A 13,619-nucleotide genomic window follows, 5' to 3' on the forward strand; every position below is an offset into this window, starting at 1 on the left:
GATCAACCTCAGATCGCTGCAACTGAAAAAGCGATGGGGCGTGGACGTCGCATACCGCGATTCAGCGGATTGCGGCAAAGTGTGAGCAGATCCATTTCTGTTATGAGGCAGGTCCCACCGGCTACGGGCTATACCGGCTGATCCGCTCACTCGGTCACGAATGCATCGTCGTCGCTCCGTCGTTGATCCCGAAGAAGCCTGGTGACCGGGTCAAGACGAACCGGCGCGATGCCATTTCGCTCGCCCGGCTGTTACGGGCCGGCGAGCTCACGGCGGTCTGGGTGCCCGATGAAGGTCATGAGGCCATGCGCGACCTCGTCCGGGCTCGCGCGAGTGCTGTCCAGATGTTGCGCATCCATCGCCAGCAGGTCAACGCCTTCATGTTGAAGCACGGTCGGACCTACCCCGGCAAAAGGAGCTGGACAATGCGCTACCTTCGATGGCTGCAAGAGCAGCACTTCGATCATCCTGCTCATCAGATTGCACTTCAAGAGATGGTCGAAGCGGTGCGGACTGACAAAGAGCGCGTGGAACGACTGGAGATAGCCATTGCCGAATTCGTGTCGAACTGGTCACTGGCCGCGGTCGTACATGCTCTGCAGGCTTTGCGTGGCATCGACCTCATCGCCGCGGTGACGTTTGTTGCGGAAGTGGGGATGCCGGCCGGTTTGAGAGCCCTCGCCACCTGATGGGTTATCTAGGTCTTGTTCCCGGCGAGCGGTCGACCGGGGAGACCGTAAAGAGGATCGGCATCACAAAAGCCGGCAATGGACGTGTCCGCGCATTACTGGTCGAATGCGCCTGGACGTACCGATATCCGCCTCGGATCGGCAGGAGAAAGCTATATCGCTTGCAAGAGGTATCATCAGCGGTTCGCGAGATCGCTTGGAAGGCACAGGCTCGCCTGACGGCCCGCTATCGAATGTTGAGCGCCCGCGGAAAGAAGTCGACAGTCGTGTGCACGGCGGTCGCCCGGGAACTCGTCGGCTTCATGTGGGCGGTCCGCCAAAGAGGCGCGGCAAACCCCGTCACCCCAAGCCCACGTGCCGCAGAGCGCAGCTGCCCCTGCGGAATCGCACCGCCCAACGGTCACTGGGCAGCGCGATGCTTGGCAGGTGATGCACCCGCTATTGCTACAGCGGACATCATCATTGATCGAGATAATCCGGCGCGGCCGTGGCGGAGAAAGGCTCGTTCCGATCTTTACGCCCCTCATCAGGTGAATAGCGACCCGAGGGCGACGGCCGCAACCTGTTTTGACGAATAGGCATGGTCAGCGGAGCGGCTCGCCCCGCCGACTACTCGGCGCGCGCACACATGCGCATCGACTTGTGCCGGGTTGTGCGGCAGGATATTGATAATAGTTGATAAAGGCGTTACTTTGGTACAGCTCGACCAAAGGAGGGTTCAGTATGATCAGCGCCGATCTGGGTAAACAGCTCGAAAGCTACATCCAACAGCTCGTCGATGCGGGCCGCTATGGCTCGAAAAGTGAAGTGCTGCGGGAAGGGGTGCGGTTGATTCAAGATCGTGAGACACGTCTTGCCGCGCTCGATGCCTCGATCATGCGCGGTATTGCCGATGCTAACGCGGGCCGAACAAAGCCGGCGGCCGACGTTTTTGACCAACTAGAAGCAAAGTACCGCGCTATGGCTGAACAGGCTGAAAAATCAGCATGATCGTTGAGTTTTCGGCCGAAGCGGAGAGCGATCTTGAACAGATTGCGGACCACATAGCACAGGATAATCCTCGTCGTGCTCTCTCATTCGTTCAAGAGCTGCGCGGTAGGTGTGAAGCCCTAGCGGCCACTCCGAAGGGCTTCCCTTTGGTGCCTAGATATGAACACCACGGCATTCGCCGCAGGGTTCATGGCGGTCACCTGATTTTCTACCGTGTTGAAGGCGAACAGATTGTTATCGTCCACGTCCTGCACGGTGCGATGGATTATGCCGCCATACTGGTTGAGGGCTAAAACTGATGACGGCTGCGCCCCATCCGTCTGCATCTTCATCAGATGGGGACACATGAGCGAAAAATCGAAACGACACCCGGATGATTACACGGCGCTTTCTAACTGGATGGCGCATGATGAGGTGCGTGATAGCGAAATTACCGGTTTGGTTCTGAGGCTTGCCGATCATGGAATGCGGGTGGCCGAAATCGAAAATCTCATGAAATTGGCACTCCGAGAGCAATTGGAGTTAGTAGAGATGTTCGGGCCGAACGAAGAGGAATCCTGTCGCGGTACTTGCGCCTGTGACCCGCCCCCAGCCGTCCCTACGGCGAGCGGGCCGGCCGGGGTCTAACCGCCGAGGAAAGGACCAATGAGCTATGACCGCAAAGCCATAGACGCGCTTGAGGGCCTGCCGCCTTGTGGCGATCCTCGCCGGGTGTATACAACGGGTGAGACGCCGGCTGAGTTGGCGGCCGTGCTGCTGGAATCGACAGACCGGTACACGGTCGAGTACGAGCAGGGATGCGAGCGTCGCCGTAGAAGTGTTCGCAGCGCCTTCCGGAGCAACGCGCGTGCCGGTCTCCGGGCGAATCCTGACTGCCAGAGGATTTTTGATGCCTATGTCATAGGCAGCATCGAGCTTTCGGAAATGATGCCGTTGATCAGACTGGCGCTTGGCCTTGACCCAAAGTGGGCGGGAAGGCGATAGAGCCGGTTTTCCTGGACCTGCCGTTGGCCGATATTCGGAGCGATTGAACATTCCCTTGTTCGACGAAGTCCGCAGATGCCCGACCTCTCTGAGCGCCAGTACCAGGCTGTTCTGACGTGGATAGGCTGTGAACCAAAAAATCTGACTCGGCACGACGGTCCCGCCGGCCATGCTGGCAACGAGCCGCAGAATATCAGGCCAATTTGTCGGCCGTGAAGAACTCGGAAGCCGCTGATTTGACATAGGAATCGAGGGATCTGCAGATCTTCTAATTGCAGGAAACAGCCGCCGAACGGGCTGTTTCCTTGCAAAATCAGTTTGAGGTTTGCCTGGTTGGGGAAGCGTGATTCACTGGGTTTATCGCGGTGAATCGGAGAGCCAGGAATGGGTAAACCACGCGAACGGCGCCAAACGGGTGAACAGGATTTATTCCGCCCGGCTCGACCAGATCATCAATATGAAGCACGAACTGGTGCGTCTGGCGCAGGCTATCGACTGGCCTGTGTTGGAAGCCCGCTTTGGGACGGTCTATTCGGACGGAGCGGGCATGCCGCCATTGCCGACGCGGCTGATGGCGGGGCTGGCCATTCTGAAGCACACGTTCAGCCTGTCGGACGAGGCGCTGTGCGAGCGCTGGGTGGAGAACCCCTATTTTCAGTACCTGGGCGGCGAGGAGTTCTTTCGGCACGACCTATCGTTCGACCGCTCCTCGATGACACGCTGGCGGCAGCGCATGGGCGAGGAACGGATCGGCGCGCTCTTGCAGGAGAGCCTGGCCGTGGCAGTCAAGACAGGCGCGATGAAGCCGCAGGATACGCGGCAGGTGATCACCGGATCAAGTCCGAGGACCGACACGACCGTTCAACCGAAGAACATCATGTTCCCGACGGATGCCAAGCTTATTCACCGGGCGCGAACGGCTGGTGCGGCTGGCGAAGAAAATGGGGCTCGAGCTGCGCCAGACCTATATTCGGGTCGGTAAATTCGCCCTGATCCAGCACCAGCGCTACGCTCATGCGAAGCAATTCAAACGGGCCGGCAAGGCGCTGCGCAAGTTGAAGACCTATCTCGGCCGGACCGTTCGCGACATCGAGCGTCAGCTCGCCGGCGACGAACAACTCGACGCGATCTTCAAATGGTCGCTCTATCAGGCAAAAACGGTCATCGCGCAGCGGCAACGTCAGCGTGGCCGCAAGATCTACAGCCTGCATGCCGACGAGGTCGAGTGCATCGGTAAAGGCAAGGCGCACGAGCCCTATGAGTTCGGGGTGAAGGTGTCCGTGGCGACAACACTGAACCGTTCAAAGGGCGGGCAGTTCGCCCTGCACGCGACGGCGCTGCCCGGCAATCCCTACGACGGCCACACGCTCGCGACCGTCATTCCGGATATGGAAAAGATGATCGGCAACGAGCTCTCCCGCATTCTGGCCGATGCGGGGTACCGCGGCCATAATGCTCCCGAAAGTCACAAGCTGAGGGTCTTCACCAGCGGCCAGAAGCGCCGCATCATGCCCGCCATCAAACGCCAGATGCGACGACGATCGGCGGTCGAACCCGTCATTGGACACCTTGTATGGGGATTTCGTTGTCAAGGAGCCGTTGGCACTGATTTCGCGGCAAAGTGGTCAGGATAGCCATCACAGAAACGGTTGGTCACTGCCTTGTGCATTGGTCCGCGAGCATCAAATTCGAGGGGAGCCTGCCTTTGGGCACATCGCATTACGCCGCAACCTTGTATTCGGTGGGTCTGCAAAAGACCCGGACCATGAAGCAGTCATTGGCTTCAGCAGCAAGGCTCCGAGGCGGCGGGCCCATTCTCAAGACGGCAAATAACGCCATGGTGTCCATCGGGACACCGCCACCTCGAATCGATACACGCGGGCGTCATTACGGCGGTTGGTCCGTCAGCGCCCTGCAGTGTGTTCAGTTCATCGGGCGCAATGTGACGCCCATCGCGATTTCGCCGATGGTAACCAATCGCCAGAGCGCAATGAGCAACTTGCGTGCGAGCGCCACGATCATCGTCGTTTTGCGGGCGCCTTGTGCCGCTCGTGCCTGGAACCATTGCGTCAGTTCGCTGTTCTTTTGGAATCTCAGGAAGCGCCAGGCCAATTGGATCAGCCCGCGTCGCACCCGGGCGTTGCCTGCCTTGGCCAACCCCTTCTCGCGTCGTTTCGATCCGCTCTCGTCGGGGGAGCCTGTCAGGCCGGCGTAACGTGCCACCGCGCGCCGATCTCTGAGGTTGCGGCTAAGCACCTCGTGGACCAGCATGTCGGCTGTCTCAATCCCGACACCAATCACGCGCGCCAATAGCACGACCATTGCGTTACACCCCGACGCGGGCGCCTGCTCAAGCTGGATAATCCGGGCTTTCTCAATCGTCGTGATCTGATCGCGCACGACCGCAAGCCGAGCCATGTCGCGCCGCATCTCTTCCAGCATATTCGGCGGAAGCGGCTGTCCTTCCGGAGTGCGCAGGTCCGGCAACTTCTTCGGCGCCCGGCGAAGCTCGGGCTTGAAGCCACGGATGCCGAGCCGAGCCAGCGCCCCTTTCATGCGATTGACTATCCGCGTTTTCTCGCTGACTAGATTCTCCCGCTCGCGGCTCGGCCGCTTGGCATCCTCTTCCGCCAGTGATGGGATCGCCACCATGCGGCAGTGGCCGCGCTCGCCACGCAGCCAGCCCAGGAACACGCGCATCAGCATGGCCGTGTCTAGTCTGTCGGTTTTCGCCCGCCGGTGTTCACGGTTCACGGTGACACTGGTCGAATGAATGACGTGCGCCTCTATGCCCCGCGTCTGCAGCCACCGGGCTAGCCAGAAGCCGTCTCGCCCAGCCTCGAAGGCCAGCGCGACCCGGTCTATCGGCATGCCCGCAGCCTCCGCCTCCGATCGCCAGCGCCTGATCATACCGAGCAAAGCGTCGGATCGGGATCGAGCTTCTTGAGGGGGTGTCGCTGAACGCCGGGAAGCATTCCGGCCACCAGCCAGCTATTCCGACTCATTTCGACAACGACGAGCACAGTGCGAGCTTGACCCAATACAGTTATTGAGCGGCTGAGATCTTCGATTTTGGACATGATCGTCTATCTTCCGGGTTGTTCGTACGACGATGGTGCCACCTCGCCGCTTTCCCGCATAGCTTCTCAAGAGCGAACACAGAACCGGAATTATCTCGCTGGCGAACAGGGGGATACCGTCAATGCCGTTCTGGCCGCTGCCGTATACAACTTCTCCCTCCTGCTGCGATGGTTCAGGCAACTTTTGTGTCTGTTCGCCGCACTACTCCTCACGTTCCAGAACCGACCAACGCCGCAGCAAACTGCCTGAAAGCGAGTTCTTCACGATCGACCAATTTTTCACGGACGAGCCATGCGGCCGCCCGACCAGCGGCTGAGGGCAGGCAGGTCTTTCAGAAGATCGCCCTAACACGCGCGGAGGGTCGCGCTGCGCCGATCGAACGGCAGCGGCGCAGCCGACACGAGCAGCATGTCGCGGTCGATTAGTAGCCCGTTTCTTTCTGATGCCGAAGGCCAGAACAGACACCGCATCGGCGGCCGGCTCGTAACGATACAGGGGCCACATAGCCGGAGTCCCCGAAGGCAATCACCAGCTCGCGCAGCTCAGGCGCTTCGGGGAACGGCCGGCCAACGCGGGCGCCGTCTCCACAAGCAAGAATTGCCGCTCGATGGCCTGGCCGGCCCGTCTGGCGGCTTCCGGGGCCTTAGTGGCGAGGAAGCGCCGGCATCGCTCTGTGTCCTCCTTGAGCTTGATGGGACGGTGTTTGACATCTAGCAGGCTGTTGAAGAAGTTTCCGGTTTGGCCTTGAGGATGGCCTCGTCGCCTCCCCCTCGGCCTCGGCCACGTCGGTGCACGCTCGGACGAGTTTCTTCCCTGGGCGTGGGGGATCAATGGCTGTGCGTCGGTGCTGAGCGCGATCCTCGCCACACTGCTTGCGATGCATATCGGGTTCACAGGCGTCGTGACGATCGCCACCATCCTTTACCTTCTCGCCCCGGCCTTACTCGCAGGGTTGTCGGATCGATACGATGAGCACGGCTCTGTTCCCGATCGCAACCGTTCGCGAGTTAAACCAACCGGCTGAAAGTCCTACGCGGCTAGCGAGTGCGCCCTGCGACGGCTCGCCAGGGGGATGTCGTGCGGGTTATTGGCAAATGTCGGCTTTGGGAATCAGAGCTTCCCCTCCAAATATCTGTCGGGGAAGACCCGAGAGGGGTCATGACCTCCGGTTCGGCGTCAGTGTTTGAAACGTCATATCACCGCGCGAATGACCGAAAATGAATTAAGACTTGCCGTGTGATTGCGGAGAAGGAACGTCGGAGAAGGGTCGAAGGGGAGCCGTTCTTCAGTTCTTCACGAGCCCCGTGCAGGGCTTGTTGCGAGGATGTTCACGTTCTGGGCTGAAAAGATAGCATAATGTATCGACTGGAACGACGTTCGTAAGCGTGCAGCATGGCCGCATGCGGTGGAGCTGTAAGCTGACCCGACGCAAGCGGGCGATAGTCGATAAAAGGGGCCCAGCTTCTAGCAAAGCCTGCTGGAGTGAAGAAGGCGAGGATATCTCAGTTCGATCAACACCGGCAGGCTGCCATTGCCGTGGTGCGCTGCTCGACGTTTTTGCATACGAAGCTATCTACCTCTTGAGCAGCGGGACGCCTTTGTCGCGTAGTCGCCGCTCTGGATCTGATCGGAGGAAAGACGGATATGCTGTCCCATCCTGCGAGAGCGCTCGCCGCAGCGACCATGCTCCTTGGCTTGCCGGCGTTCGCTGAGGAGACCGTGCGGATATCTGGTTGGGGCGGGTCCGAGGTCGCGATTGTCAACGGATTGTTGACGAACGTTCTTGCCGAAAAGCTCGCGAAAGAGGGAATAACGGTAGAGTACGAGCCAGTTGATGGCGACTTTTCGCAATTCATTCTCAACGGTCTGTCGGCGGGCACGGCTCCGGACCTTTTTTATGTCGATGTCTTCTGGGCGCGCTCCATATTCAGCGCCGGTCAAGCGGCACCGGTAACGCAGGACGTTTCTGGTTTCGCAGCGAATCTCCTTCAGGCCTTCACCTATGATGGGAAGCTTTTCGCCGTCCCGAAGGATTTCAACGCTCTGGCGGTCCATTTCAACAAGGACATTTTCGACGATGCGGGGGTCGCCTATCCGAGCGACGACGACACCTGGACAACGCTGCAAGCGAAACTGGTAGCTGTGCACAAGGCTCTTCCGGAGGTCGATGGCCTTTGCGTCGTGCCGGAATACGCCCGGTTCGGGGCCTTTGCCTTGTCGACGGGCTGGTCCCCTCTCGACAGTCAGGGAAAAACCGTGATCGACGAACGTTTTCGTCGGGCTTTCGATTTCTACACGGGGCTCGTGGAATCCGGTGCTGCCGTCATGGCCGCCGACGCAGGTCAAAGCTGGACCGGTGGTTGCTTGGCGTCCGAGCGGGCTGCCATAGCGATCGAGGGCGCCTGGATAATCAGCGCCCTTCGCGATGGTGCTCCAAACATGAATCTCGGCACTGTCCGGATGCCGAAAGACCCTAAAAGCGGCAAACGAGGCAATATCGTCTTTACCGTTGGATGGTCCGTCAATGCGGCCTCGAAGGTCAGCAAGGCTGCTGCAAAAGTCGCCGAGTTCCTGACCACAGAGGAGGCCCAGCAATGGGTTTTGGAGCAGGGGCTCGCGCTGCCGAGCCGGACCGCTCTGGCTGACAACCCTTGGCTGCGGGGCGGCCAGCCCGAACAGATGGCAAGCCGAGTGGTTCTCGAAGGCCTGGCGGACGATCACGTCTCGCCGTATTTCTTCGGAGACGTCGGAGGAAGTTGGATGCAGCCGATCAATGCTGCGCTCAATTCTGTCTTCCTGGGGGAGGCGGATGCCGACGCGGCTTTGGCATCGGCACAAAGCGCCTTTGATCGGATGCTTGCCAAGTAAAGCAGGGTACCCGCCGGAGGAAATGCATGTCGCGAGGTAGTTCAGAAGAGAGGAGCGGCTGGCTCTTCGTGTTGCCTTTCACAATCTCGATGACGCTGTTTTTTGTCTACGCCATCATCCGAACAGCCTTCTACAGCTTCACCGATTACGACTTGTTCAAGGCTCCGAGCTTCGTCGGGCTGTCCAACTACACGGCACTAATCTCCGATGAACTCTTCCTCATCGCCCTGCGCAACACAATCGGCTTCTCGCTTATCGTCACGACGGTCCAGACCGTGCTTGCGCTTGCCCTGGCGGTTCTCGTGAATCACGCCATCCGGGCGAGGGGACTCATTCGAACGGTGTTTTACCTGCCGTCCATCATGTCCAGTGCGGCCGTGACGCTCATCTTCCTCTGGCTGTTTCAGAGAGATGGCTTCCTGACCGCGATCGTCAGCGTCGTGCTTGCTTATCGCCGGCACATCCTTTTGTTCTTCGCGGTTTTCGCTGCGTTGCAGGGCGCACTCGTTCTCAATGCGCGACGCAGCTATGAAGGTGTTTCGATCTTCGATCCCTTCTTCCTGCTCGTCGCAGCCTTCGGCGCGCTGGCGCTTGTCGTTACCTGTGCCCTCGCGGGATTGCTGCCTGTTTTCGAGAACGATCTGCTTATTTCCTGGCTAAATACTCAGCGGCAATTCCTCTTCATGCCGGTCACGCTGTGGTCCGTCGCGTTGATGAATGTCTTTACGACGGTACCGACGCTGATGCTGTTGTTCCTGGCAGGGCTCCAGTCGATCCCGAGCGCCCTGTACGACGCGGCCGAGATCGACGGGGCCAACGCCTTCCAGCGATTTCGCCACATAACCGTGCCGGCGCTCAGGCCGGTGACCTTTGCCGTCGTTACGATGGGCGTCATCGGTACTCTACAGATGTTCGATCAGGTCGCCATTCTGGGAGATGCGGCGCCCCTCGCAAGTCGAGCGACGCTTGCCTACTACGTTTATGAGAACGCCTTTCCGGCAGGCGCCTCTTCGAGGATCGGCATGGCAAGTTCTGCGGCGCTCGTCCTCGGCATTCTCACAATCGCAGTCGTCTACGTTCAAAAGTCGGTCGGTGTGAAGGAAAGCGCCGAATGATGGCGAGGAAAACCGCTGCCCATGCCTCGCCCTCGCGTTGCCGTTTGCCGGCAAGCGCGCTTCGCCGGCGGCAGCTTGCGGCAAGCGCCTGGTTGTACCTGACCTTTCTTGCCGTCGCGACCATCATGGCAGGGACATTCGTTCTTGCCTTCATGGCGAGCCTGAAGGTCGATCCGCTAGAGAGACCGTTCCGCTTCTATTTCGATCAGCTCAACCCGGCCGCATGGATCGCCGCCGCCCGTCTGGGGCAGGAGGGCGCGGGTGACGCTTTGTGGGGAGGGTTTTCTCCTGGCGCCAAAATTGCCTTCGGCGTCACTTACGCAGCGCCCGCCGATACGACGATTGTCGAACCGAAGGCCGAGATTCCCCGTCGCCGCCCGGGCTCGGGCATCGCCGCCGCGCTCATGCGGGATTATGCGGCGGATTATGCGTCAATTGCGCTGAAAAGTTCCAGTTCGGAAACGATGCAGGTTCGTGACGAGAGGGGAATTTGGCAAGCGTGGCCGACGCGAACATTCGTCTACGAGATTACCTACCGCCCCGATCGCCAGAACAGGCCCCGGATCGAACGCACACCCCTCAATCTGACCGCTCCGCCCTCTCAAACGCTTATAGACAGTCCGATTTCGCCGTCGCGATCCGAGCGTCGCGGACGTTTGCTGAGTTGGGACAACATCACACCAGGCGCTCTCGGGTTGATCTTCAACAACTACCGGCGGGTTATAAACGAGACGGCTGACCTGCAAACAGGCAAGAGCCTGTTCGGGAGCTGGCTGGTCAATAGTCTTGCCATCGCCACAGGGCGCCTGCTCCTGACGCTCGTCGTCGCCAGCCTTGCGGGATATGCGCTTGCGCGGCTCAAGTTCAGGGGCAGCCGGCTACTGTTCGCAGCACTGATCTTCTCAATGACGATTCCGGCGCAAGTGACCTTCGTCTCGAACTATCTGATTTTCAGGGACCTGTCGCTTCTAAATACCCCCTGGAGCGTAATCGTCGTTTTCGTCGCCTCGGCCAATGTCCTGTTAATGAAGCAGTTTTTCGAGGGGTTCCCAAGAGAGATAGAGGAAGCCGCAATCGTCGATGGCGCCAACCGTTTTCAGGTGTTTTGGAAGATCGTTCTGCCAAACGCCAAGCCGGCTTTGTTGGTCAACGCGATTCTCGCCTTTCAAGGCGCTTGGAACGACTTCTTTTGGCCCCTTGTCCTTATCACCAGCCCACCCGAAGCGCTGACGGTCCAAGTCGGGCTTCTCAGCCTACGTCGTTCGTTCGGGGGTGCGCAGGGCGATTGGGGACTCGTTCTGGCGGGTGCGTTCCTCTCGGTCGTGCCCGTCCTTATCCTTTTCGTGCTCTTCCAGCGGCACATTGTCCCCACTCAGTTTACTAAGGGCATCACATAGAACTCCCGGTGTGGTGCTGGCTTTCGGGAAGAGATCGTCCGGGCCGGACACTCTGACACAGCGCAGATTCAGACGGCGGCAAGCATAGGCCGGGAATACCGTCTGAAAGGTTTGAGAAGCCGGTTGAGCGTTACGCCTTGTGAGAAACGTTAGAAGGCTGGAGCCGGATGCTACGAAGGTGCCAAGAGGCCCGCTCAGGTGCCGCTGGAGGGCATGCCGGACGACCTCACCTGGAATCTCGCAATGGTATGGAAGCCGCGCGGCGCCCGCCGGGCGCTGATCGCGTTCCTTGAGACGATCAGATCCATCTCGCCGACCAAGTGACTTCGAGCGGCGGATGCAGAAAGGGACCGTGGTTGGAAATGATAAGACACGCGCTGTTGGCCGGAGACAGTTCACCTGCCACTAAAGGCCCGCATCGTCCAAGGCGCTCGCTGTGGGATTGCCGAAATTTACGAGCTGAAGCTTTGCCGCCTCTCCGTTGATTGGATTTGGCCTGCCCCAGGACCATCTTTTTTGGCGTTCCGTATTTGCACTTTTGCCCCAGCGCCGGAAGTTCTGGACGGGGTCGGCGAGCGTCCGCAATGGGGTCGGCGGGAGCCGTTCTTCGCGAGCCCCGCGCACGGCTTGTTGCGAGGGTGTTCTCGTTCTGGGCTAAAAGATCGCAAAATGTATCAATCGGAACGGCATCCTTGGGAGACACTCGAATTCACCTGCTTGCCGATCCCTTTCGTTCGCAGGAAACAAAGAACATCCTCAGTGAACTGGTGCGGGTCCTGCAATTGGGAAAAGTGACTGACTTCAGGCTGAATTAGCAGGCCGGAGTTCGGAATATTGTCAGCAATGAAAAGCGTGTCCTTGCGCCTGATGACTTCTTCGTGGTCGCCATCTGCAATCCAGACTGGAACTTGAATGCTGCGAAGATCTCGCTTGGCGATATCTGGCTGCGAGGACCACATCTTCTCCATCTGACGGTAAAAGGCGTCATACTCGCCCGGTGTCGGAGACAGTCTCTCGTATTCTTCGCGCGTGCGTTGAAGGTACTGCTCAAAAATCTTGCTGTCAGAGAGATCGTGCATCCCAGATGGATCGCTGTTCGCCCCGAAGGCGAACACGCCGCTGACCCGATCTGGGTTGCGTATCGCAAGCTTGAGCCCAATTATCGCGCCATCGCTCCAGCCTATTATGGCAGCCTTCGACACGTTCAAATGGTCCATTAGCGCAACGACGTCGGATGACATTCCGTCGTAGCTGAAATCCTGCTCGGCCCGGGTGCTGCGTCCGTGGCCACGGCTGTCCATGACAATGACTTTATAGGATTTGGCGAGTTCCGGGACCTGATGACCCCAATAATCGGAGTTGGCGAGGCCTCCGTGCAACATGATTACGGGCTCGCCTGAGCCGAAGGTGGCGTACCAGATCTTAGCACCATTTATCGCCACTGATCCCTCTAGGGACGCTGACGGAAGCTCTGGAGTATCTGGAAGCGTTCGCCATCTCGGCTGCGCCGCCGTCGCTGTGCTGATGGACAAAACCGCGACCAAGGTGCTGATCAAAGTAATGACCCACCGTATTCGCAGCAACCGGTCGAGACGAACTGCAAATCTTCCCGTCATATCCTCGCCTCCGATAGCTGTCGGTCTGTGGTCCCATCAGCAGGTTATTGCCGTCCAACGCGGATGGCAGTTTCAGCACGGTTCTTAGCGCCATCACGCCGAGCAAGGCCGGCCCCTCGGATGATGCGGACGCTATTCGACGCACACCATTAGCTTGCAATATACGCAAATTTCCCGGGACTGGAATTCATCCTATCGGGTGAGGACCATGAGATTTGGGGAGGCGAATGACGATCGCTGAACGAGCGCCTGACGACTGCTCTGATCCGGTTTCTGGTATGATCTTATACGGTGAGCGCTATGCGCTCTGCTCACTTCGACGAACACTACGGCATTGGTGCGCCACTCCCCACGGGCGAATTAGGCCCAACGGATCGTTGGGCCTACATGGAGCAGGATGTGACAGCGGTTTTTGTCGCCCAGCTTAGGCCACCAGGAAATCCGCATGCGTCAGTGACAGTCCGGTCGAGAGCGTTGCGAATTGTACGGCGCCTCCGGCGGCGTTGCCGTTGGAATCGTAAACTAGTCCGCCGGTCGACGGATTGTAGACGATCCGGTCGTCGGCATCATGTGCGGCCGAACCAAGATGGAATGCTGCCGCTGCCAACGTTCCGACGGTTCCGAGCACGGTGAATACTGCGTTCTCAAGCCGGATCGTATCGGCTGGCACAGAGAAATCGGTGATCCGATCGATATTGGTGGTGGCGTTGAGAGCTGTGTTAAAGAAGAACGTGTCGTTGCCGATACCGCCGGACAGCGTGTCCTTGCCCGCGCCGCCGTTCACAAGATCATTACCGGCCCCGCCATTCAGCACGTTGGCGCCCGCATTGCCCGTCAGGACATTGTTTCCGGTGCTTCCGGTGCCGTTGATGTTTCCGC

General features: G+C 59.2%; 9 protein-coding genes and 5 pseudogenes. 10 read left to right on the forward strand and 4 right to left on the reverse strand.

The window, feature by feature from the left end:
• Window positions 1-83 precede the first annotated feature (83 nt).
• From ILFOPFJJ_RS31105 to ILFOPFJJ_RS35600, 5 genes and pseudogenes are all read left to right on the forward strand, one after another.
• Window positions 84-1,003 (forward strand): annotated as a pseudogene (locus ILFOPFJJ_RS31105) (IS110 family RNA-guided transposase); the annotation flags it as partial.
• 409 nt (window positions 1,004-1,412) lie between these two features.
• On the forward strand, window positions 1,413-1,679 hold the full coding sequence (locus tag ILFOPFJJ_RS31110; protein WP_173514338.1) for a type II toxin-antitoxin system ParD family antitoxin: 267 nt from the start codon (window positions 1,413-1,415) through the stop codon (window positions 1,677-1,679).
• The gene (locus tag ILFOPFJJ_RS31115) at window positions 1,676-1,972 is read left to right on the forward strand and encodes a type II toxin-antitoxin system RelE/ParE family toxin (RefSeq protein ID WP_173514339.1); all 297 of its coding nucleotides are present in this window, start codon (window positions 1,676-1,678) and stop codon (window positions 1,970-1,972) included. The genes ILFOPFJJ_RS31110 and ILFOPFJJ_RS31115 overlap by 4 nt, the downstream gene beginning before the upstream one ends.
• A gap of 52 nt (window positions 1,973-2,024) precedes the next feature.
• A complete protein-coding gene (locus ILFOPFJJ_RS31120; protein ID WP_173514322.1) occupies window positions 2,025-2,306 on the forward strand; it encodes a hypothetical protein in 282 nt (93 codons plus the stop codon).
• A gap of 18 nt (window positions 2,307-2,324) precedes the next feature.
• Entirely contained in the window at window positions 2,325-2,663 is a 339-nt protein-coding gene (locus ILFOPFJJ_RS35600; protein WP_246299935.1) for an antitoxin VbhA family protein, read from the forward strand.
• 81 nt (window positions 2,664-2,744) lie between these two features.
• Here ILFOPFJJ_RS35600 and ILFOPFJJ_RS36650 read toward each other — a convergent pair.
• Window positions 2,745-2,906 (reverse strand): annotated as a pseudogene (locus tag ILFOPFJJ_RS36650) (Tn3 family transposase); the annotation flags it as partial.
• Between the two features lie 141 nt (window positions 2,907-3,047).
• On the opposite strand from ILFOPFJJ_RS36650, the pseudogene ILFOPFJJ_RS31130 reads away from it, so the two are divergent.
• Window positions 3,048-4,234: pseudogene (locus ILFOPFJJ_RS31130) on the forward strand (IS5 family transposase); the annotation flags it as partial.
• A 352-nt stretch (window positions 4,235-4,586) separates the two neighbouring features.
• Here the strand turns inward: ILFOPFJJ_RS31130 and ILFOPFJJ_RS31135 are convergent.
• A pseudogene (locus tag ILFOPFJJ_RS31135) lies at window positions 4,587-5,743 on the reverse strand (IS110 family RNA-guided transposase).
• Between the two features lie 79 nt (window positions 5,744-5,822).
• Between ILFOPFJJ_RS31135 and ILFOPFJJ_RS31140 the strand changes: the two are divergent.
• The 4 genes and pseudogenes from ILFOPFJJ_RS31140 to ILFOPFJJ_RS31160 all read left to right on the forward strand — a co-directional run.
• Window positions 5,823-5,993, forward strand: a pseudogene (locus tag ILFOPFJJ_RS31140) (IS5/IS1182 family transposase); the annotation flags it as partial.
• Between the two features lie 1,395 nt (window positions 5,994-7,388).
• Window positions 7,389-8,612, forward strand: a complete 1,224-nt coding sequence (locus ILFOPFJJ_RS31150; protein WP_173514341.1) for an extracellular solute-binding protein — start codon at window positions 7,389-7,391, stop codon at window positions 8,610-8,612.
• 26 nt (window positions 8,613-8,638) lie between these two features.
• Entirely contained in the window at window positions 8,639-9,727 is a 1,089-nt protein-coding gene (locus ILFOPFJJ_RS31155; protein ID WP_173514342.1) for a carbohydrate ABC transporter permease, read from the forward strand.
• Entirely contained in the window at window positions 9,727-11,124 is a 1,398-nt protein-coding gene (locus tag ILFOPFJJ_RS31160; protein WP_246299937.1) for a carbohydrate ABC transporter permease, read from the forward strand. Before ILFOPFJJ_RS31155 ends, ILFOPFJJ_RS31160 begins: the two co-directional genes overlap by 1 nt.
• Window positions 11,125-11,798: 674 nt before the next feature.
• Here the strand turns inward: ILFOPFJJ_RS31160 and ILFOPFJJ_RS31165 are convergent.
• Window positions 11,799-12,740 carry an alpha/beta fold hydrolase gene (locus ILFOPFJJ_RS31165; RefSeq protein WP_173514344.1) on the reverse strand — a complete coding sequence of 314 codons (942 nt, stop codon included), beginning with the start codon at window positions 12,738-12,740 and terminating at the stop codon, window positions 11,799-11,801.
• Between the two features lie 424 nt (window positions 12,741-13,164).
• Window positions 13,165-13,619 (reverse strand): M10 family metallopeptidase C-terminal domain-containing protein (locus ILFOPFJJ_RS31170; protein WP_376741483.1); only part of this gene is annotated, 455 nt, incomplete at its 5' end.

Origin of the sequence: Sinorhizobium psoraleae (genome assembly GCF_013283645.1) — a bacterium.
In the GTDB taxonomy this organism is placed as follows: Bacteria; Pseudomonadota; Alphaproteobacteria; order Rhizobiales; family Rhizobiaceae; genus Sinorhizobium; species Sinorhizobium psoraleae.

Excerpts from the sequence above, each read along its gene's own strand:
- ILFOPFJJ_RS31155 (WP_173514342.1), top strand. The coding sequence starts at position 8,639 with ATGTCGCGAGGTAGTTCAGAAGAGAGGAGCGGCTGGCTCTTCGTGTTG.
- ILFOPFJJ_RS31160 (WP_246299937.1), top strand. The coding sequence starts at position 9,727 with ATGGCGAGGAAAACCGCTGCCCATGCCTCGCCCTCGCGTTGCCGTTTG.
- ILFOPFJJ_RS31115 (WP_173514339.1), top strand. The coding sequence starts at position 1,676 with ATGATCGTTGAGTTTTCGGCCGAAGCGGAGAGCGATCTTGAACAGATT.
- ILFOPFJJ_RS31120 (WP_173514322.1), top strand. The coding sequence starts at position 2,025 with ATGAGCGAAAAATCGAAACGACACCCGGATGATTACACGGCGCTTTCT.
- ILFOPFJJ_RS31165 (WP_173514344.1), bottom strand. The coding sequence starts at position 12,740 with ATGACGGGAAGATTTGCAGTTCGTCTCGACCGGTTGCTGCGAATACGG.
- ILFOPFJJ_RS35600 (WP_246299935.1), top strand. The coding sequence starts at position 2,325 with ATGAGCTATGACCGCAAAGCCATAGACGCGCTTGAGGGCCTGCCGCCT.
- ILFOPFJJ_RS31150 (WP_173514341.1), top strand. The coding sequence starts at position 7,389 with ATGCTGTCCCATCCTGCGAGAGCGCTCGCCGCAGCGACCATGCTCCTT.
- ILFOPFJJ_RS31110 (WP_173514338.1), top strand. The coding sequence starts at position 1,413 with ATGATCAGCGCCGATCTGGGTAAACAGCTCGAAAGCTACATCCAACAG.